Origin of the sequence: Reyranella sp., from assembly GCF_004296935.1 — a bacterium.
Classification (GTDB): domain Bacteria; phylum Pseudomonadota; class Alphaproteobacteria; order Reyranellales; family Reyranellaceae; genus Reyranella.
On sequence record NZ_SCVH01000071.1, the window covers coordinates 17319 to 33174 of the forward strand.

Annotated in this window: 16 protein-coding genes; 12 read left to right on the forward strand and 4 right to left on the reverse strand. The window is 66.2% G+C overall.

From position 1 onward, the window contains the following. Positions 1–20 precede the first annotated feature (20 nt). A complete protein-coding gene (locus EPO55_RS09290; protein ID WP_296336432.1) occupies positions 21–1376 on the forward strand; it encodes a bifunctional 3-(3-hydroxy-phenyl)propionate/3-hydroxycinnamic acid hydroxylase in 1356 nt (451 codons plus the stop codon). Here EPO55_RS09290 and EPO55_RS09295 read toward each other — a convergent pair. Then, positions 1373–1765, reverse strand: coding sequence for a Zn-ribbon domain-containing OB-fold protein (locus EPO55_RS09295; protein ID WP_296336388.1), 393 nt, complete (start codon positions 1763–1765; stop codon positions 1373–1375). The two genes, EPO55_RS09290 and EPO55_RS09295, sit on opposite strands and share 4 nt — an antisense overlap. Before the next feature lie 3 nt (positions 1766–1768). Then, the gene (locus tag EPO55_RS09300; RefSeq protein ID WP_296336389.1) at positions 1769–2941 is read right to left on the reverse strand and encodes a thiolase domain-containing protein; all 1173 of its coding nucleotides are present in this window, start codon (positions 2939–2941) and stop codon (positions 1769–1771) included. Between the two features lie 126 nt (positions 2942–3067). Here EPO55_RS09300 and EPO55_RS09305 point away from each other — a divergent pair, with 126 nt between their 5' ends. Beyond that, positions 3068–3880, forward strand: coding sequence for a metal-dependent hydrolase (locus EPO55_RS09305; RefSeq protein WP_296336390.1), 813 nt, complete (start codon positions 3068–3070; stop codon positions 3878–3880). A gap of 9 nt (positions 3881–3889) precedes the next feature. On the opposite strand, the gene EPO55_RS09310 is transcribed toward EPO55_RS09305, so the two are convergent. Next, positions 3890–5104: an LLM class flavin-dependent oxidoreductase gene (locus EPO55_RS09310; RefSeq protein ID WP_296336391.1), complete on the reverse strand. Its 1215-nt coding sequence runs from the start codon at positions 5102–5104 to the stop codon at positions 3890–3892. A 61-nt stretch (positions 5105–5165) separates the two neighbouring features. Here EPO55_RS09310 and EPO55_RS09315 point away from each other — a divergent pair, with 61 nt between their 5' ends. The 8 genes from EPO55_RS09315 to EPO55_RS09350 are packed head-to-tail and all read left to right on the forward strand — an operon-like array spanning position 5166 to position 12619. After that, positions 5166–6260: a CoA transferase gene (locus EPO55_RS09315; protein WP_296336392.1), complete on the forward strand. Its 1095-nt coding sequence runs from the start codon at positions 5166–5168 to the stop codon at positions 6258–6260. Continuing rightward, positions 6257–7384, forward strand: coding sequence for a CaiB/BaiF CoA-transferase family protein (locus EPO55_RS09320; protein ID WP_296336393.1), 1128 nt, complete (start codon positions 6257–6259; stop codon positions 7382–7384). The genes EPO55_RS09315 and EPO55_RS09320 overlap by 4 nt, the downstream gene beginning before the upstream one ends. A 3-nt stretch (positions 7385–7387) precedes the next feature. Continuing rightward, the gene (locus EPO55_RS09325; protein WP_296336394.1) at positions 7388–8368 is read left to right on the forward strand and encodes a nitronate monooxygenase family protein; all 981 of its coding nucleotides are present in this window, start codon (positions 7388–7390) and stop codon (positions 8366–8368) included. A 57-nt stretch (positions 8369–8425) separates the two neighbouring features. Next, complete coding sequence (locus EPO55_RS09330; RefSeq protein WP_296336396.1) at positions 8426–9538, forward strand: S-(hydroxymethyl)glutathione dehydrogenase/class III alcohol dehydrogenase; 1113 nt, start codon at positions 8426–8428, stop codon at positions 9536–9538. 10 nt (positions 9539–9548) lie between these two features. Then, positions 9549–10424, forward strand: coding sequence for an MBL fold metallo-hydrolase (locus EPO55_RS09335; protein ID WP_296336397.1), 876 nt, complete (start codon positions 9549–9551; stop codon positions 10422–10424). A 10-nt stretch (positions 10425–10434) separates the two neighbouring features. Further along, positions 10435–11250, forward strand: coding sequence for an SDR family oxidoreductase (locus EPO55_RS09340; protein ID WP_296336399.1), 816 nt, complete (start codon positions 10435–10437; stop codon positions 11248–11250). A 12-nt stretch (positions 11251–11262) separates the two neighbouring features. Beyond that, positions 11263–11817, forward strand: a complete 555-nt coding sequence (locus EPO55_RS09345; RefSeq protein WP_296336400.1) for a carboxymuconolactone decarboxylase family protein — start codon at positions 11263–11265, stop codon at positions 11815–11817. A gap of 1 nt (position 11818) precedes the next feature. Beyond that, entirely contained in the window at positions 11819–12619 is an 801-nt protein-coding gene (locus EPO55_RS09350) for an SDR family oxidoreductase (RefSeq protein ID WP_296336401.1), read from the forward strand. 184 nt (positions 12620–12803) lie between these two features. On the opposite strand, the gene EPO55_RS09355 is transcribed toward EPO55_RS09350, so the two are convergent. After that, entirely contained in the window at positions 12804–13718 is a 915-nt protein-coding gene (locus EPO55_RS09355; protein WP_296336403.1) for a LysR substrate-binding domain-containing protein, read from the reverse strand. A 107-nt stretch (positions 13719–13825) separates the two neighbouring features. On the opposite strand from EPO55_RS09355, the gene psrA reads away from it, so the two are divergent. Continuing rightward, entirely contained in the window at positions 13826–14938 is a 1113-nt protein-coding gene (psrA, locus tag EPO55_RS09360; RefSeq protein WP_296336404.1) for an iron-containing alcohol dehydrogenase PsrA, read from the forward strand. Between the two features lie 20 nt (positions 14939–14958). Then, positions 14959–15822: a phosphate/phosphite/phosphonate ABC transporter substrate-binding protein gene (locus EPO55_RS09365; protein WP_296336405.1), complete on the forward strand. Its 864-nt coding sequence runs from the start codon at positions 14959–14961 to the stop codon at positions 15820–15822. Positions 15823–15856 lie beyond the last annotated feature (34 nt).

The following is a 15856-nucleotide window of genomic DNA, read 5'->3' on the forward strand; positions in this document are numbered from 1 at the left end:
GCCTACGGGGGAGTTCCACCATAGCCGCTTCTACTGACGTGGCCATCGTCGGCTGCGGGCCGGTCGGCGCGCTGCTGGCCAATCTGCTGGGCCAGGCCGGTCTGGCGGTCGACATCTACGACCGCGAGCGCGAAATCCATCCGCTGCCGCGCGCCGTGCATTTCGACGGCGAGGTCATGCGTATCTTCCAATCGGTGGGCCTGGCCGACCGTGTCGCCGCCGCGGCGCGCGCCTCGTCCAAGGGTATGCACTTCGTCAACGCCGACCGCCGCACGCTCATGGTCCGCCGCGGCGTCGACGGTCCGGGCCCACATGGCTGGGCGGGCAACTGGTATTTCCATCAACCGGTTCTCGAAGAGACCCTGCGCGCTGGCATGGCGCGGTTTCCCAATGTGCGCGTCCATCTCGGCCATGAAATCGGCTCGGTCGATGACGTGGACGCCCGCTATGTGGTCGGCTGCGACGGCGCGCGCTCGCTGGTGCGCCGCGCGATCGGCAGCCGCCAGCACGACCTCGGCCTGCATCAGCCCTGGCTCGTGGTCGATCTGCTGTGCGACCTCGACCGGCCGCGCGTGTGCACCCTGCCCGATCACACCGTCCAGCTCTGCGATCCGGCCCGGCCGATGACGGTCGTGCATGTCGGCGGCCGGCGGTGGCGCTGGGAGATCATGCTGATGCCCGGCGATGATCAGGAACGATTGACCGAGCCGGAAATTTTCTGGCCGATGATCGAGCGCTGGCTGGGACCGGAGGACGCGCACATCGAACGCGCCGCCGTCTACACCTTTCATTCGGTCGTCCAGGAAGGCTGGCGCCAGGGCCGGCTGCTGCTGGCCGGCGATTCCTGCCACCAGACACCGCCGTTCCTCGGCCAGGGCATGTGCGCAGGTCTGCGCGATGCGGCCAACCTCGCCTGGAAGCTCGCTGCCGTCGTCAAGGACGGCGCCGACGATAGCCTGCTCGACACCTACGAGAGCGAACGCCTGCCGCACGTCCGCGTATTCATCGAGTTGGCGGTGAAGCTGGGTGCGGTGCTGCAGGAAACCGATCCGGCCGCAGCGGCAGCGCGCGACCAGCGCTTCGCCTCGGGAGCGGAGATGTTCGACTTCCCCCAGCCGCAGCTCGGGCCGGGCTGCCGCAGCGACGGGCCGCCGCCGGTCGGCACGATCTTCCCGCAACCGCGACTGACCGACGGCCGCCTCATGGACGAGGCAATCGGCCAGCGCTTCGCCATCGTCGGCGAAACGGCGTTGCTAAAACATCTGAGACCGGATGCCGTCCTCCTGCCCGGTGTCGGACAGGAGTGGCTCACCCAACACGGCGTGCGGGCCGCACTGCTGCGGCCCGACCGCTACATCTTCGCCGTCGCGGCTTAGGCCGGCGTGAACATCGGCAGCGGCGGCCCGCCGTCGGTCGGCTTGAAGACCAGCTTCACCGCCTGCTCGCACTTCAGCTTGTCGAAGTCGCAGTCGACGATGTTGGTCACCATGCGCGGGCCCTCGGCCAGGGTCACATAGGCCATGGCGTAGGGCACCGGGGCGCGGCGCATGACGCTGTAGGAATAGATCGTGCCCTTGCCCGATGCCTCGATCCACTCCGTCTTGTCGCTGAAACAGAAGGGACAGATCGTGCGCGGATAGTGGTGCGCCTGGCCGCAGCCCGTGCACTTGCGCACCAGCAGCTTGCCCTTGGCGGCGGCATCCCAATAGGCCTGCGTCTCCTGGCTGACCGCCGGTGCCGGCAGCTTTCTTTCTTGCGCGGCCATGGCCTACTCCCTCTCCAGAATGACGGTGGCGCTGCCGTGGCGCAGGCCGAGCGAACCGCCCGTGCCATGCGCGACGGCGAGATTGCAGTTCTTCACCTGCACGGCGGGGTGGGCCTCGCCGCGCAGCTGGCGAACCGCCTCCAGCACCTTGGTGAGACCGCCGCGGTTGCCGGGGTGGTTGCTGCAAAGCCCGCCGCCGTCGGTGTTGAACGGCAGCTTGCCGGTGCCTGCGATCAGGTTGCCGTCGGCCACGAAGGCGCCGCCCTTGCCCTTCTCGCAGAAGCCGAGGTCTTCGAGTTGCATCAGCACCGTGATGGTGAAGCTGTCGTAGATCGAGGCGTACTTGATGTCAGCGGGCTTGACGCCCGCTTCGGCAAAGGCCGCCGCACCGCTCACGCGCGCGCCCGAGTAGGTGAGATCGACCTTGCCGCCCATCTGCGTCTTGATGAACTCCCCGGCGCCGATCAGCTTGACCTTGGGCCGCTTGAGCTTGGCCGCGATCTCCGGCGCCACGACCACGATCGCGCCGCCGCCATCGGTGATGACACAGCAGTCGAGCCGGTGCAGCGGATCGGAGATCATCGGCGAGTTCACGACCTCCTCGACCGTGACCACGTCGCGCAGCAGCGCGTGCGGATTGTGCTGGGCGTGATGCGAGGCCGCGACCTTGATCCAGGCGAGCTGTTCCGATGTCGTGCCGAACTCGTACATGTGGCGCATGGCGCACATGGCGTACATGTTCACCACCGTCGGCCCGTAGGGAAACTCGAAAGGCTCGTCCGGCGTCGGCGTGCCGCCGCGCGAGCGCGGCACCGTGCCGGTCGCCATGCCCTCGGCGCGCGGCCGGCCGGCGAGCGTGATCAGCGCCACCTTGCACTTGCCGGCGGCGATCGCCTCGGCGGCATGGCCGACATGGAGCACGTAGGAGGAGCCGCCGGTATCGGTCGAATCGACGTGGCGCGGCTTCAGCCCCATGTACTCGACCATAGACATCGGCCCCAGGCCGGGCGCGTCGCCGGCGCAGAAATAGCCGTCGACATCGTCCTTGGTGAGCCCGGCATCCTCGAGCGCACCCTTGGCGCACTGGGCGTGGATTTGCGCCAGCGAGATATCCTTGGCGAGCCGCGTTGGATGCTCGTAGATGCCGGCAATATAGGCTTTGCCCTTGATACTCATTGCTGGGCCGTCCCCCTGGTCATTGTGCGGTGCACATGTTGGGCGATTGGCGGCTCACAGGAAAGTGCGCTCTTTCGCTGCGAAAAATGGTGCTAGGCTCTGCGAAACAATCTGGGGGGCACGCTCATGATTTTCCGGCTTCTTTCCATCATTACCGCGACCTGCCTGGCCTTGGCCGGTGCAGCCAATGCCCAAGGTAAGGCCGAGTTGCTGTGGTACAGCCAGGCCGCCTTCAAGCTCACGACGCCCGGCGGCAAGGTGATCATGATCGATCCCTGGATCATGGGCGCCACCAAGATCCCGCCCGAGCTCAAGGACCTCGGCAAGATCGGCAAAGTCGATCTCGTCCTGGTGACGCACGGCCACGGCGATCATCTCGGCGATGCGATCGAGATCTCCAAGACGAACAATGCGCCGCTCTGGGCGCCGGCCGGTCTCAACCAGATGCTGCTGACGCTCGGCCTGATGCCCGCCAATCTCGTGCCGCGCATGAACAAGGGCGGCATCATCGAGCCCTTCCCCGGCGTCAAGATCACCATGGTGCGCGCCGAGCATTCCTCCGAGATGCTGCTCAAGGATCCCGTGACCGGCAAGAACACGACCTACAGTGCGGGCGAGCCGGTCGGCTTCATCATCGAGCTCGAGAACGGCTTCAAGATCTACCATATGGGCGACACCGGCCTGTTCGGCGACATGAAGCTGATCGGCGATTACTACAAGCCCGACCTGCTGCTGGTGCCGATCGGCGGCCACTACGTCATGAACCCGAAGGACGCTGCCTACGCCACCAAGGAGCTGATCAAGCCCAAGATGGCCTGGCCCATGCACTACGCCAGCAACCCCTTCCTCAAGGGCACGCCGGCCGAATACAAGGCGGCGCTGGGCCAGACCTCGATCCAGGTGATCGACGCCGAGCCGGGCACCAAGAAGCAGTTCTAGTCGCCAGTCCTAGTCCCCCGCCACGTCGCGCGCACCCGGCGTGCGGGCCCGGAACTCCTCGGGCGCCTCGCGGCCGGCGTCGGTGAAGGCCTTCTTCACCGCCGCGACGTTGGGCCCGAAGATGCCCTTGCGGTTGTCCTTGGCCCACTGGTTCGAGTTGACGATGGTGTCGAGCGAACCCTGGAAGCGCGGCATCACGTAACGCGCGAACAGCTCGTAGGACCTCAGCGTGCTTTCGCGGCTGGCCCATTCATGGGCGCGAAACAGCACGCCACCGAAGCCGCCGTTGGAATAGCCCAGAAGTCGCTCGATGCCCTTGGCCACGGTGTCGGGATTGCCCACGAGTGTCGTGCCCATCTTGACGCCGTCGCGCAGCGGATCGTCGGCGCGGCCCGGCGGCCGGCCCAGGGTGTCCTCGAAATAGGTCACGGTCTCGTTGCGTTCGCCGGCGTGGACCTCGCGCAGCGCCTGCTCGTCGTCCTCGGCCACATGCGCGTTCACCACGACCCGCCATTTGGAGCGGTCGGCCTTGTGGCCGTGCTTGGCCGCAGTCTCCTCGTAGATGCCCCACTGCTTGCCCAGCATTTCCGGCCCGCCCGGAATGCCGGCGCCGATCGACAATACGCCGAGCCCGTGCTTGCCGGCGGCGATCATGCCCGACGGCGTGATGGTACTGGCGCAGGCTATCGGGAAGTGCGGGTAGCTGTAGGGCGCCAGATGCAGGCGCGCTTCTTTCAGCTCGAACCAGTCCGTCTTCATGGTGACCGGCTCCTCGCACTTCAGCAGCGCCATGATGGCGGCCAGCGCCTCTTCCATGCGCGGCCGCTGGGTCGAGGGTCCGATGCCCATCATGTAGGCATCCGACGGCAGAGCGCCCGGGCCGCACCCCAGCATCGTGCGGCCGCGGGACATATGGTCGAGCTGCACGAAGCGGTTCGCGACCATCAGCGGGTGATGGTACGGCAGGCTGGTGACGCCCGAACCGAGGCGGATGTAGCGCGTGCGCTCGATGGCAGCGCCGATGAAGACTTCCGGCGAGGCGATGGTCTCCCAGCCGGCGGAATGATGCTCGCCGATCCAGGCCTCGTCATAGCCCAGCTCGTCGATCCACTCGATCAGCTCCATGTCGCGCGCCATGCCGAGCGTCGGATTCTCGCCGACGCGATGAAACGGCGCCAGGAAGATGCCGAATGTGAGCCCCTTGTGATTACCCGTCTGAGCCATGAAGTCCCCGCGAAATTCGTCCGTAGACCGGCACAGTAGCACACGCCACGATATGCAGACGATGAGCGACGATACCGCCTTGCCGCTGGCCCGCTTCACGATCCTCGAGGTGAACGACACGAACGTGCCGCTCTGCCTTCGTCTGGCGACGTCGCTCGCCACCAAGATCGCGGCCGATCTCGGCGCCGATGTGCTCAAGATTGAACCACCCGGCGGCGATCCGGTGCGCCGCGCGCCGCCGTTCCTGCCGCAGGGCGAAAGCGCGCTCTTCCAGTTCCTCAACACTTCCAAGCGCTCGCTGGTGCTCGACCTTGCCAGCGACGTGGGTCGCATCGCGCTGAAAGGCCTGCTCGACAAGGCCGGCGCCGTGCTGTTCGAGGAGCCGGCGGCCTCGGCACCGCTGCTACGTGCCTCGCGCGCGACTCCGATCGAGATCGCGGCGTTTCCGGTCGAGATGGACGCCGCCGGTCAGCCGGTGAGTGAGTTCGCCATCCTGGCAATGGGCGGCCTGCTGCACATGGTGGGCGAGCCCGAGCGCAAGCCGTTGCGACTAGGGGGCCACCAGGCCTCCTACGCCGCGGGCCTCACCGCCTTCACTGGCCTTGCCGCGGCGCTGGCCGCCCGCGCCGCCGGCCAGACTGCGCCCGATGTCCGCGTGTCGCTGGCCGAAGTGATGCAGTGGGTGAACTGGAAGGCCGCCTCAGGCGCCGACGCAAGCGGCATCTCGCCCGGCCGCGAAGGCAAAAACTCGGAGTTCCAGATCGTGCCGTGCCGCGATGGCCACGTGGCCGTCGTCTACACCGCCACCCAGTGGCCGGCGACGCGCGCCCTGATCGGCGATCCGCGCCTCGGCGATCCCAGGTTCAGCACCCGCGCCGGCCGCCGCCAAAACATCGCCGAGCTGTATGAGATCATCGCGCCGTGGTTCGCCGACAAGACCCGCGCCGAGATTCAGACGACCGCCCAGGCCAAGGGCGTGCCGCTCGGACCGATCTTCTCCCCCGCCGAACTTTTGGAGACGGAGCAGTATGTCGCGCGCGGCTTCCTGGCCGAGATGGCGCATCCGAAGCTGGGCAAGCTCCGCCTGCCGCAATTGCCCGTGCAGTGGAATGGCCGTTCGTTTGCGCCAAAGCCAGCGCCGGAGTTGGCGGCATGAGTGCGCGTCCACTCGACAGCATCCGCGTCCTCGACTTCGGGCTGCTCACGGCCGGCGCCAATACCTCCGCCATGCTGGCCGATCTCGGTGCCGACGTGATCAAGATCGAGTCGGGCGCCTATCTCGATCCCTTCCGCGTCGTCGGCAAGCCTGACAACGATGACGGCTGGTGGAACCGCTCGCCGCAGTTCCGTTTCACCAACCGCAACAAGCGTGGCCTGGCACTCAACCTCAAGGATCCCGAGGGACAGCGCGTGATCCGCGAGCTCGCTGGCCATTGCGACGTCGTGGTCGAGAATTTCCGTCGCGGCGTGCTCGACCGCGCGGGCCTTGGCTACAATGACCTGAGCGCGATCAATCCGCGCCTCGTGTTCGCCGCCATTTCGAGCCAGGGCGACACCGGGCCGGAGCGCATGAACGTTTCGTTCGGCAGCACACTCGACGCGACCTCGGGCATCGCCTCTCTCACCGGCTACGAAGGCGAGGAGCCACGCATCTCCGGCATGGACGTGAACTATCCCGACCAGATCGTGTCGCTGTTCGCTACCGGCATCGTGATCACGGCCGTCATGGAAGCGCGCCACACCGGCAAAGGCGCGTTTCTCGACTTCTCACAGCGCGAGGTGGCGTCTTTCACCCTGGGTGAGGAGATCCTCGTGGCCGCGGCCGATCCGGCACGGCCCAATGGCCGGCGCGGCAACCGGGAAGAAGGTGTGGCCCAGCAGGATGCCTATCGCTGCAAGGACGGGCGCTGGATCGCTCTCACCCTCGATAAGCCGGACGCCGGCCTCGAAGCCCTCTGCGCCAGCCACGACAGCGCCGCGGCCGTATCGGCGCTGCTGGCGCGCGGCATCGCCGCGGCCATCTGTAACGACGGCAACGATCTTCTGCGCAACACTGCCCTGCAGGGGGTGACGCTGGTTCGCGACGAGCGCGGTGGCCTGGTCAAAGGCCTGCCCTACCGCCTCGGTGGCAAGGGCATCAGCATCGAACGCCCCGGCCCCGATCTCGGCCAGCACACGAGCGAGGTGCTGCGCGAACTGCTGGGCTACGACGACGCACAATTGAAGAAGCTGGCCGAGGCGGGCGTCACTTCGACGACACCCGCAGTGGGAGAGGTTTGAGCCATGGCACGCGCTGAAGTGAAGAAACTGATGGAGCGCATGGCGATTCCCGCCATCGCCGCGCCGATGTTCCTGGTCTCCAATCCCGCCCTCACCCTCGCCTGTTGTGCCGAGGGCCTCATGGGCAGCTTCCCCGCCCACGGCACGCGCAGCCGCGAGGAGTTCCAGGCCTGGCTCGACGAGATGCAGGAGGGCATGAAGCGGCTCGAGGATTCGGGTCAGACGCCCGCCCCCTGGGCGGTGAACCTGGTCGTCCACGCCTCCAACCCGCGCTACCCCGGCGACCTCGAACTGGTCGAGAAGTACAAGGTGCCGGTGGTGCTGACGTCGAAGGGCGCGCCGGGTGATGCGATCAAGCGCATCCATGGCTGGGGCGCAGTGGCGCTGCACGATATCGCCAACCGCCGCCACGCCGAAAAGGCACTGGAAGCCGGCGTCGACGGCGTGATCGCCGTGGCCGGTGGCGCCGGCGGCCATACCGGCACCATCAATCCCTTCGCCCTGATGAACGAGGTGCGCCAGTTGGGCGATCACTTCGCTGTCGTGCTGGCCGGCGGCCAGACCACCGGCCGCGACGTGCTGGCGGCCGAGGCGATGGGCGCCGACCTCGCCTATATCGGCACGCGCTTCATCGCGACCAAGGAAGCGATGGCGGTGCCTGCGCACAAGGACATGATCCTGAAGACCCGTGCCACCGACGTCTTCCTCACCGCCTCGATCGACGGCGCGCCGGCCAACTGGCTGACGCCCAGCCTGGTGTCCGCCGGCATCGACCTCGATGTCTTGCGCACGACCTTGCCGGGCAAGATCGTGGCGGCATCGGAGAACAAGAAGCGCTGGAAGGACATCTATACGGCCGGTCACGGCGTCGGGAACATCGAGGACATTCCCACTGCCTCCGAGCTTTGCCGCCGCCTGATCCAGCAGTATCGCGAGGCGAAGTCTGAAATGGCGCACACCTTGGCCAAGTCAGTCGCGGCATAGACTGGGGCCGCTCCCCTGCTCTAGGCTCCCCGCTTCCGAAGTCGGGGGAATATTCGCGTGAAGACAAAGGCAGCGGTCTGCTACGAAGCCGGCAAGAACCTCGAGATCGAAACAGTCGACCTCGAAGGGCCGAAGTTCGGCGAGGTGCTGGTCGAGATCAAGGCATCGGGCGTCTGCCACACCGACGAGTTCACGCGCTCCGGCGGCGACCCCGAAGGCCTGTTCCCGGTGATCTTCGGTCACGAAGGCGCAGGCGTCGTGGTCGATGTCGGGCCCGGGATCGTGTCCTTGAAGAAGGGCGACCACGTGATTCCGCTCTACACGCCGGAGTGCCGCCAGTGTAAGTCGTGCCTCTCGGGCAAGACCAACCTCTGCACCTCGATTCGCGCCACCCAGGGCCAGGGCGTGATGCCCGACGGCTCCTCGCGCTTTTCGATCAAGGGAAAGAAGATCCATCACTACATGGGCTGCTCGACCTTCTCGAACCACACCGTGCTGCCCGAGATCGCGCTGGCGAAAATCCGGCCCGACGCGCCGTTCGACAAGGTCTGCTACATCGGCTGTGGCGTCACGACGGGTATCGGCGCGGTCATCAACACCGCCAAGGTCGAGCCCGGCGCCAACGTCGTGGTGTTCGGGCTGGGCGGCATCGGCCTCAACGTGCTGCAAGGCGCCCGCATGGTCGGCGCCAACATGATCGTGGGTGTCGATCTCAACCCGGCGCGCGAGGCGCTCGGCCGCAAGTTCGGCATGACGCACTTCGTCAACCCGAAAGACCTCGGCACCAAGGATCTCGTGGCACATCTCGCCGAGCTGACCGACGGCGGCGCGGACTACAGCTTCGAATGCGTGGGCAACACCAAATTGATGCGCCAGGCACTGGAGTGCTGCCACCGTGGCTGGGGCAAGTCGGTGATCATCGGCGTGGCCGGCGCCGGCCAGGAGATCGCCACGCGGCCGTTCCAGCTCGTCACGGGACGGACCTGGATGGGCACGGCCTTCGGCGGCGCCAAAGGCCGGCGCGACGTGCCGAAAATCGTCGACTGGTACATGGACGGCAAGATCGACATCGATTCGCTGATCACCCACACCATGCCGGTCGAGAAGATCAACGACGCCTTCGACCTGATGCATCGCGGCGAGTCGATCCGAAGCGTCGTCACCTTCTAGGGGAAGCGCCATGACGGTTCGCAAGATCGGTGGCGCCACCATCGAGAAGGTCGAGGAACTCTGCGCTGCAGGCTTCAGGCCCAATCGCATGTTCCCCAAGTTCAATCAGGAAGCGTTCGACGCCCAGAAGGGCTGGATGCTGCCCGACCATGTCGAGGCGGGCTCCGACCGTCTCGTCGGCTCCGTCCACACCTGGGTGGTGAAGACGGGCAGGCACACCATCCTGATCGACACCTGCCTCGGCAACGACAAGCAGCGCCACAACGCGGCCTGGAACAAGCTCGACACGCCGTTCCTCAACCGCCTCCGCGCCTGCGGCTGCCCGCCCGAGTCCGTGGACTTCGTGATGTGCACGCACCTGCATGTCGATCATGTCGGCTGGAATACCAAACTGGAGAACGGCCGCTGGGTGCCGACCTTCCCCAATGCCAAGTACCTCTTCGCCAGGCGCGAGTACGCGCACTGGGAGAACGAGCGCAAAACCAAGGACGGCGTCAACGACGGCTCGTTCGACGATTCGGTTCTGCCGATCGTCGAGGCCGGCAAGGCCGTGATGATCGAGGCGGATCACCAGCCCGACCCGCTGCTCACCATAAAGGACTATCCCGGCCACACGCCGGGCTCGATCGCCATCAACCTCAAGGACGGCGGCAAGCAGGCCTGCTTCTCGGGCGACATCATGCATCACCCGATCCAGGTCTATCATCCCGACTGGTCGAGCCAGTTCTGCTGGGACCAGGAGATGTCGGCGCGCTCCAGGCGCCAGCTCCTCGAAGATTGCGTCGAGAGCAATGCGCTGCTCTGCCCCGCTCACTTCCCCGGCGCCAATGCGGGCTACATCAGGCCGCAGGGTGACAGCTTCCGCATCGACTGGGATCGACCATAAGGAGACGACGATGAAAGGTCCCGAGGACGACGCCGGCCTCGCCGGCAAGGTGGCGATCATTTCCGGCGGCGGCGCGGCGGGCGACGGCATCGGCAACGGCCGGGCGGCCGCGATCCTGCTGGCGCGCGCCGGCACCAAAGTGCTGGTCGCCGACCTCGACCTCAAGCTGGCGGAGCGCACGGTCGAGATGATCAAGGCCGAGGGCGGCACGGCGGCAGCGCATGCCGGCGACGTCACCAGGGAAGCCGAATGCAAGCGGCTGGTCGACGCCGCGGTCGATCATTGGGGCCGGCTCGACTTTCTCGACAACAATGTCGGCATCGGCAGCCGCGGCAGCGTGATCGACGAGAAACCCGAGGAATACCGGCGGGTCATGCAAGTAAACGTCGAGACGATGTTCTTGCTCTCCAAGCATGCGATCCCGGCCATGATCAAGACGGCCAAGGGCGGCGCCATCATCAACATCTCGTCGATCTCGGCGCTCAGGCCGCGCGGCCTCACCACCTACACCGTCTCGAAGGCCGCGGTCATCGGACTCACCCAGGCGATGGCGGTCGATCACGGCAAGGACCATATCCGGGTCAACTGCATCTGCCCCGGCCCGATGTACACGCCGATGGTCAATCGCGGCAACGGCATGAGCGAGGCCAACCGCGCCCAGCGCGCCAAGGCCTCGGTTCTGAAAATCGAAGGCACCGGCTGGGACATCGGCCATGCCGTGCGGTTCCTGCTTTCCAACCACGCCCGCTACATCACCGGCCATGTGCTGGTGGTCGACGGCGGCGTCACGCTGCAGGGCCCGGAACGCGACTCAGCAGCTCAGTGAGGAGACGAACAGATGGCCCGCCTGCCCTATCTCGATGCCGAGCAGCTTCCGCCCGAACACAAGGAATTGCTCAAGCGGCCGATCAATCTCACGCGGCTGCTCGTCAATTCGCCCGGCATGGCGCGCGCCTTCCATGGAATCGGCGGCTACATCCGCAACAAGAGCACACTCGATCCACGGCTGCGCGAGCTCGCCATCCTTCAGGTCGGCTGGATGGAGAAGTCGGAGTACGAATTCACCCACCATGTGAAGATCGGCAAGGAATTCGGTGTCACCGACGAGGACATCCAGAACCTCTTCCTCGAGACCGAAGGCAAGCCCTCCAAGCTCGAGCCGCTGGCCCGCGCGATCCTGAAGGGCGCACGCGAGATGGTGCGCGAGCTCGCCATGTCCGATGCCACCTTCGCCGAGATCAAGAAGGACCTCAGCAACGAGCACATGACCGACCTTGTGCTTACCATCGCCTTCTACTGCGCGGTCGTGCGCGTCCTCGCCACCATGAAGATGGACAACGAGCCGCAATACAAGGAAGTGCTGAAGCAGTATCCAATTCCGGGAGTGTCCTGACATGCGCCTGAAAGATCGCGTCGCCGTCGTCGTCGGCGCCGGCCAAAGCCCCGGCGAAGGCATGGGCAACGGCCGTGCGACGGCCCTCACCTTTGCGCGCGAGGGCGCCAAGGTGCTGTGTGTCGATCACAATCTCAAGTCGGCCCAGGAAACGGTCGAAATGATCGGCGCCAACCAGGGAACGGCGATGGCCTTCAAGGCCGACGTTACCAGGGAGGCCGAGATCAAGGCCATGGTGGCCGACGTGCATGGCCGCTGGGGCCGCATCGACATCCTGCACAACAACGTCGGCGTCAGCCTCTCGGGCGGCGATTCCGAGTTGCTCGAACTCGACGAGGCGGCGTTCGACCGCTGCGTGGCGATCAACCTCAAGAGCTGCATTTTCGCCGCCAAGCACGTGATCCCGATCATGCGCGCCCAGAGGAGCGGCTCGATCATCAATATTTCCTCGAACGCCGTGATCTCCACCTACCCCTACGTCGCCTACAAGGCCACGAAGGCGGCGATGGTCTCCTTCACCGAGCAGCTCGCCTATCAGAACGCCGAATACGGCATCCGCGCCAACGTCATCCTGCCCGGCCTGATGAACACGCCGATGGCGGTCGACACGCGCGCCCGCACTTTCAAGAAGACCCGCGCCGAGGTCGAGGCCGAGCGCGATGCCAAGGTGCCGCTGCGCGGCAAGATGGGCACCGGCTGGGACGTCGCCAACGCCGCGCTCTTTTTGGCCTCTGACGAGGCGAGTTTCATCACCGGCGTGACGCTGCCGGTGGACGGCGGCGCGGGCGTACGGCGCGGCTGAGGGCGGCAGCGGCACACGAAATGTGCCGCAAGACACCACCAGGTGTGCCGCTGCCTGTGCCGCGATCGGGCAATTGGCCCGCTACGCCAACGGCTTGGCCGATGCCGCGGCACAGGGCCGGCGCTTCTTCGGGAAAGGTCCGAATCGCGGCGCTGTGCACGGGCGTATCGGTCAAACAGTGCCGTCATCGGCCCGGGGTTGGCGACCGGGAGCGGCGCCCCGCGGCCGGACCGGCCGCCAGCAATCCACTCAGCACCGCAAGAAAGGCCCGCACCAGTCGCGCGTTCTGACGTTCGCGCAGATAGACCACGTGGGCATAGGTGTAGATCTCCGCGTCCGTCACGGGCAGGACGTGGATGCGCGGATCGGGGATGAATTCCGCCTCCGACACAACCCCAAGGCCGATGCCCTTGGCCACCGCCTCGCGGATCGATTCGCGGCTGCCGATCTCCATCACGACTTTGGGCCGCACGCCGGCCTTGGCCATCGCCTGTTCGAAGGCAAGTCGCGTTGTCGAGCCTGGTTCACGCACAATCAGGCGCTGGCCCTCCAGTTCGCGCGCACGAAGGCTGCGCTTCTTTGCGAAGGGATGGTCGACGTGGCAGAAGGCCACGACCCGATGACGGCGGTAGGGGATCGCCACCAGGCGCGGATCGGGGTCGACATGGGCCAGCACCGCCACATCGGTGCGGTAGTCGAGCAGGTCGCGCAACGTGTCGCGCGAGTTGGCCACCGTCACCGAGACGTAGAGGCCGGGATGGCGCGCATTGAACGCCGCCAGCATGTCGGTGACATGGTAGGGACCGACCGCGCCCACCCGCAGATGGCCGGTCCTGAGGCCACGCGTCTCGTTCAGAAAATCGGCTGCCTCCTTCTCGTCGTCGAACAGGCGACGCATGATGTCGAGCAGGCCGCTGCCGGTCTCCGTCAGCTCGATGCGCCGGCCGCGGCGGACGAACAGCTCGACCCCAAACTCGCTCTCCAGCGACTTCACCTGGGTGGTGATGGTGGGCTGGCTCACGCCCAGTTCGCGCGCCGCGGCGGTAAAGCTCAGCCGCTGCGCCACGGCGTGGAAGGACCGGAGCTGGGTATGCCTCATATTGATTTTCTCAATGGATCATCGGGAAACTTTGAATTGGATAAATGTGAGACCCAGCCGGAGACTTGTCCACAAAAGAGCAACAGAGTTGTGGGAGAGAGGCGCGGATGTGGCGCTACCGTAATCCGGTCGACGTGAAGTTCGGTGCCGGCGTCTTCGAGACGCTGGGCAAGGTATTGGCCGGCCGGCCCTATTGCCTCGTCACCTACGACGATGCCAACGGCGGCGGCGTCTTCAGCAAGCTCACGCGCCGGGTCGTGGCAATGGCCGGCACGCCTGCCGTCACGGTGTGCAACATCGGCCCCAATCCCGATTTCACCGGCCTTGCCGAGTCCTGCCGCACCTACGCCTCCGCCACACGGCCTGTCGAAGCGATCGTGGCGCTGGGCGGCGGCTCGGTGATGGACGCCGCCAAGGTGCTGGCCGCCGCATCGGGGGATTTCGACCGGGTGCGCCGCCATCTCGAGACGGGAAAAGGAGGCGAAGAGCTCGGCCGCACGCCGATCATCGCCATCCCCACCACCGCCGGTACCGGCAGCGAGGTCACCTCGTGGGCCACGGTGTGGGACACCGGGGCGATGAAGAAATACTCGCTGGCACGCGACACACTCCATCCCGAGGCCGCGCTGGTCGATCCCTTGCTGACGATGGGCCTGCCCCGCGCCGTCACGATCAGCACCGGCCTCGATGCCCTCAGCCATGCGCTGGAGAGCATCTGGAACGTCAACGCCAACCCGGTCTCCGGTGCGCTGGCCGAGGTCGCGGCGCGCGAAGTGCTGGAGGCCCTGCCCCTGCTGGCCGACGACCTCAGGAACGAAGCCCTGCGCACGCGCCTCGCCCGCGCCAGCCTGTTCGCGGGGCTCGCTTTCTCCAACACGCGCACGGCGCTTGCCCACGCGCTGTCCTACCATCTGACGCTGCACCACGGCGTGCCGCACGGCATCGCCTGCTCCTTCAGCCTGCCCATGGTGATGCGCGCCGTCGCCGGCTGCGATGCCGCCTGCGACGCAGCGTTGCGCCGCATCTTCGGCCCCGACCTCGCCGCGGGTGCGGCTCGACTGGAAGCCTTCCTGAAGAAGCTCGGCATCTCGCCCGATGCCACCGATCACGGCATCAAGGCGGCCGATTGGTCGCGCCTGATCGACGATGCCCTGGCGGGCGATCGCGGAAAGAATTTCATCGGACGACGCGAAAGTCTCGTCGCGGAACTCGCTGCCTAAAAAACAAACGGGAGGAAAACATGATCACACGTCGTACCTTCGGAGTACTCGCCGCCGGCACCGCGCTCACGGCACCGTCGATCGTCCACGCCCAGCAGGTTCTCAAGGTCGGACTGATTCCGTCGGAGGATTCGCGGGCCATGCTGGCGCAGAGCAAGGACATCCTCGACGCGGTCGAGAAGAACTCGGGCTACAAGGTCCAGGGCTTCGTCGCCACCGACTACAACGGCGTCATCGAGGCGTTGCGCGCCAAGCATCTCGACATCGCCTACCTCGGGCCGTTCTCCTACGTGCTGGCCACCACGGTGACGCCGGTCGAGGCCTTCGCCATCGCCGAGACCGCCAAGGCCGGCCGCACCTACTACCACAGCAAGATCATCGCGCTTAAGTCGAGCGGCATCAAAACCCTGGCCGACCTCAAGGGCAAGAACTTCGCCTTCGTCGATCCCGCCTCGACCTCGGGCTACGCCTTCCCGCTCGCCGGCCTGCTCAAGGCCGGCATCGAGCCCAAGCGCGACTTCAAGACGGTGATCTTCACCGGCGCGCACGACGCCAATGCGCTGGCCGTGGCCAACGGCAAGGTCGACGCCGCCACCATCGCCGATCGCATCCTCGATGCCGCCATCGCCAAGGGCCACATCAAAGCCGACCAGATCCAGGTCGTGTGGGAATCGGCGCCGATCCCCGAGTCGCCCATGGTGTGGCGCAAGGACCTGTCGCCCGAGATGAAGGCCAAGGTGAAGGCGGCCTTCCTCGCCATCAAGGGCCTCAACTGGTCCGACCAGGGCAAGCTGAACGGCTTCAAGGAAACCAACGACCAAGCCTACGACGTCGTGCGCGAGACCGCCAAGCTCGCCAACATCGACCTCAAGAAGCAGAAGTAGGGCCGCCCTACTTCTGCTTCCAAGGAGATCGGCA

What these genes read in the sequence shown, in the direction of transcription:
- EPO55_RS09295 (WP_296336388.1), bottom strand. Translation starts at nt 1,765, where the DNA reads ATGGCCGCGCAAGAAAGAAAGCTGCCGGCACCGGCGGTCAGCCAGGAG.
- EPO55_RS09315 (WP_296336392.1), top strand. Translation starts at nt 5,166, where the DNA reads ATGAGCGACGATACCGCCTTGCCGCTGGCCCGCTTCACGATCCTCGAG.
- EPO55_RS09350 (WP_296336401.1), top strand. Translation starts at nt 11,819, where the DNA reads ATGCGCCTGAAAGATCGCGTCGCCGTCGTCGTCGGCGCCGGCCAAAGC.
- EPO55_RS09365 (WP_296336405.1), top strand. Translation starts at nt 14,959, where the DNA reads ATGATCACACGTCGTACCTTCGGAGTACTCGCCGCCGGCACCGCGCTC.
- EPO55_RS09335 (WP_296336397.1), top strand. Translation starts at nt 9,549, where the DNA reads ATGACGGTTCGCAAGATCGGTGGCGCCACCATCGAGAAGGTCGAGGAA.
- EPO55_RS09310 (WP_296336391.1), bottom strand. Translation starts at nt 5,104, where the DNA reads ATGGCTCAGACGGGTAATCACAAGGGGCTCACATTCGGCATCTTCCTG.
- EPO55_RS09345 (WP_296336400.1), top strand. Translation starts at nt 11,263, where the DNA reads ATGGCCCGCCTGCCCTATCTCGATGCCGAGCAGCTTCCGCCCGAACAC.
- EPO55_RS09300 (WP_296336389.1), bottom strand. Translation starts at nt 2,941, where the DNA reads ATGAGTATCAAGGGCAAAGCCTATATTGCCGGCATCTACGAGCATCCA.
- EPO55_RS09305 (WP_296336390.1), top strand. Translation starts at nt 3,068, where the DNA reads ATGATTTTCCGGCTTCTTTCCATCATTACCGCGACCTGCCTGGCCTTG.
- EPO55_RS09355 (WP_296336403.1), bottom strand. Translation starts at nt 13,718, where the DNA reads ATGAGGCATACCCAGCTCCGGTCCTTCCACGCCGTGGCGCAGCGGCTG.
- psrA (WP_296336404.1), top strand. Translation starts at nt 13,826, where the DNA reads ATGTGGCGCTACCGTAATCCGGTCGACGTGAAGTTCGGTGCCGGCGTC.
- EPO55_RS09325 (WP_296336394.1), top strand. Translation starts at nt 7,388, where the DNA reads ATGGCACGCGCTGAAGTGAAGAAACTGATGGAGCGCATGGCGATTCCC.
- EPO55_RS09320 (WP_296336393.1), top strand. Translation starts at nt 6,257, where the DNA reads ATGAGTGCGCGTCCACTCGACAGCATCCGCGTCCTCGACTTCGGGCTG.
- EPO55_RS09340 (WP_296336399.1), top strand. Translation starts at nt 10,435, where the DNA reads ATGAAAGGTCCCGAGGACGACGCCGGCCTCGCCGGCAAGGTGGCGATC.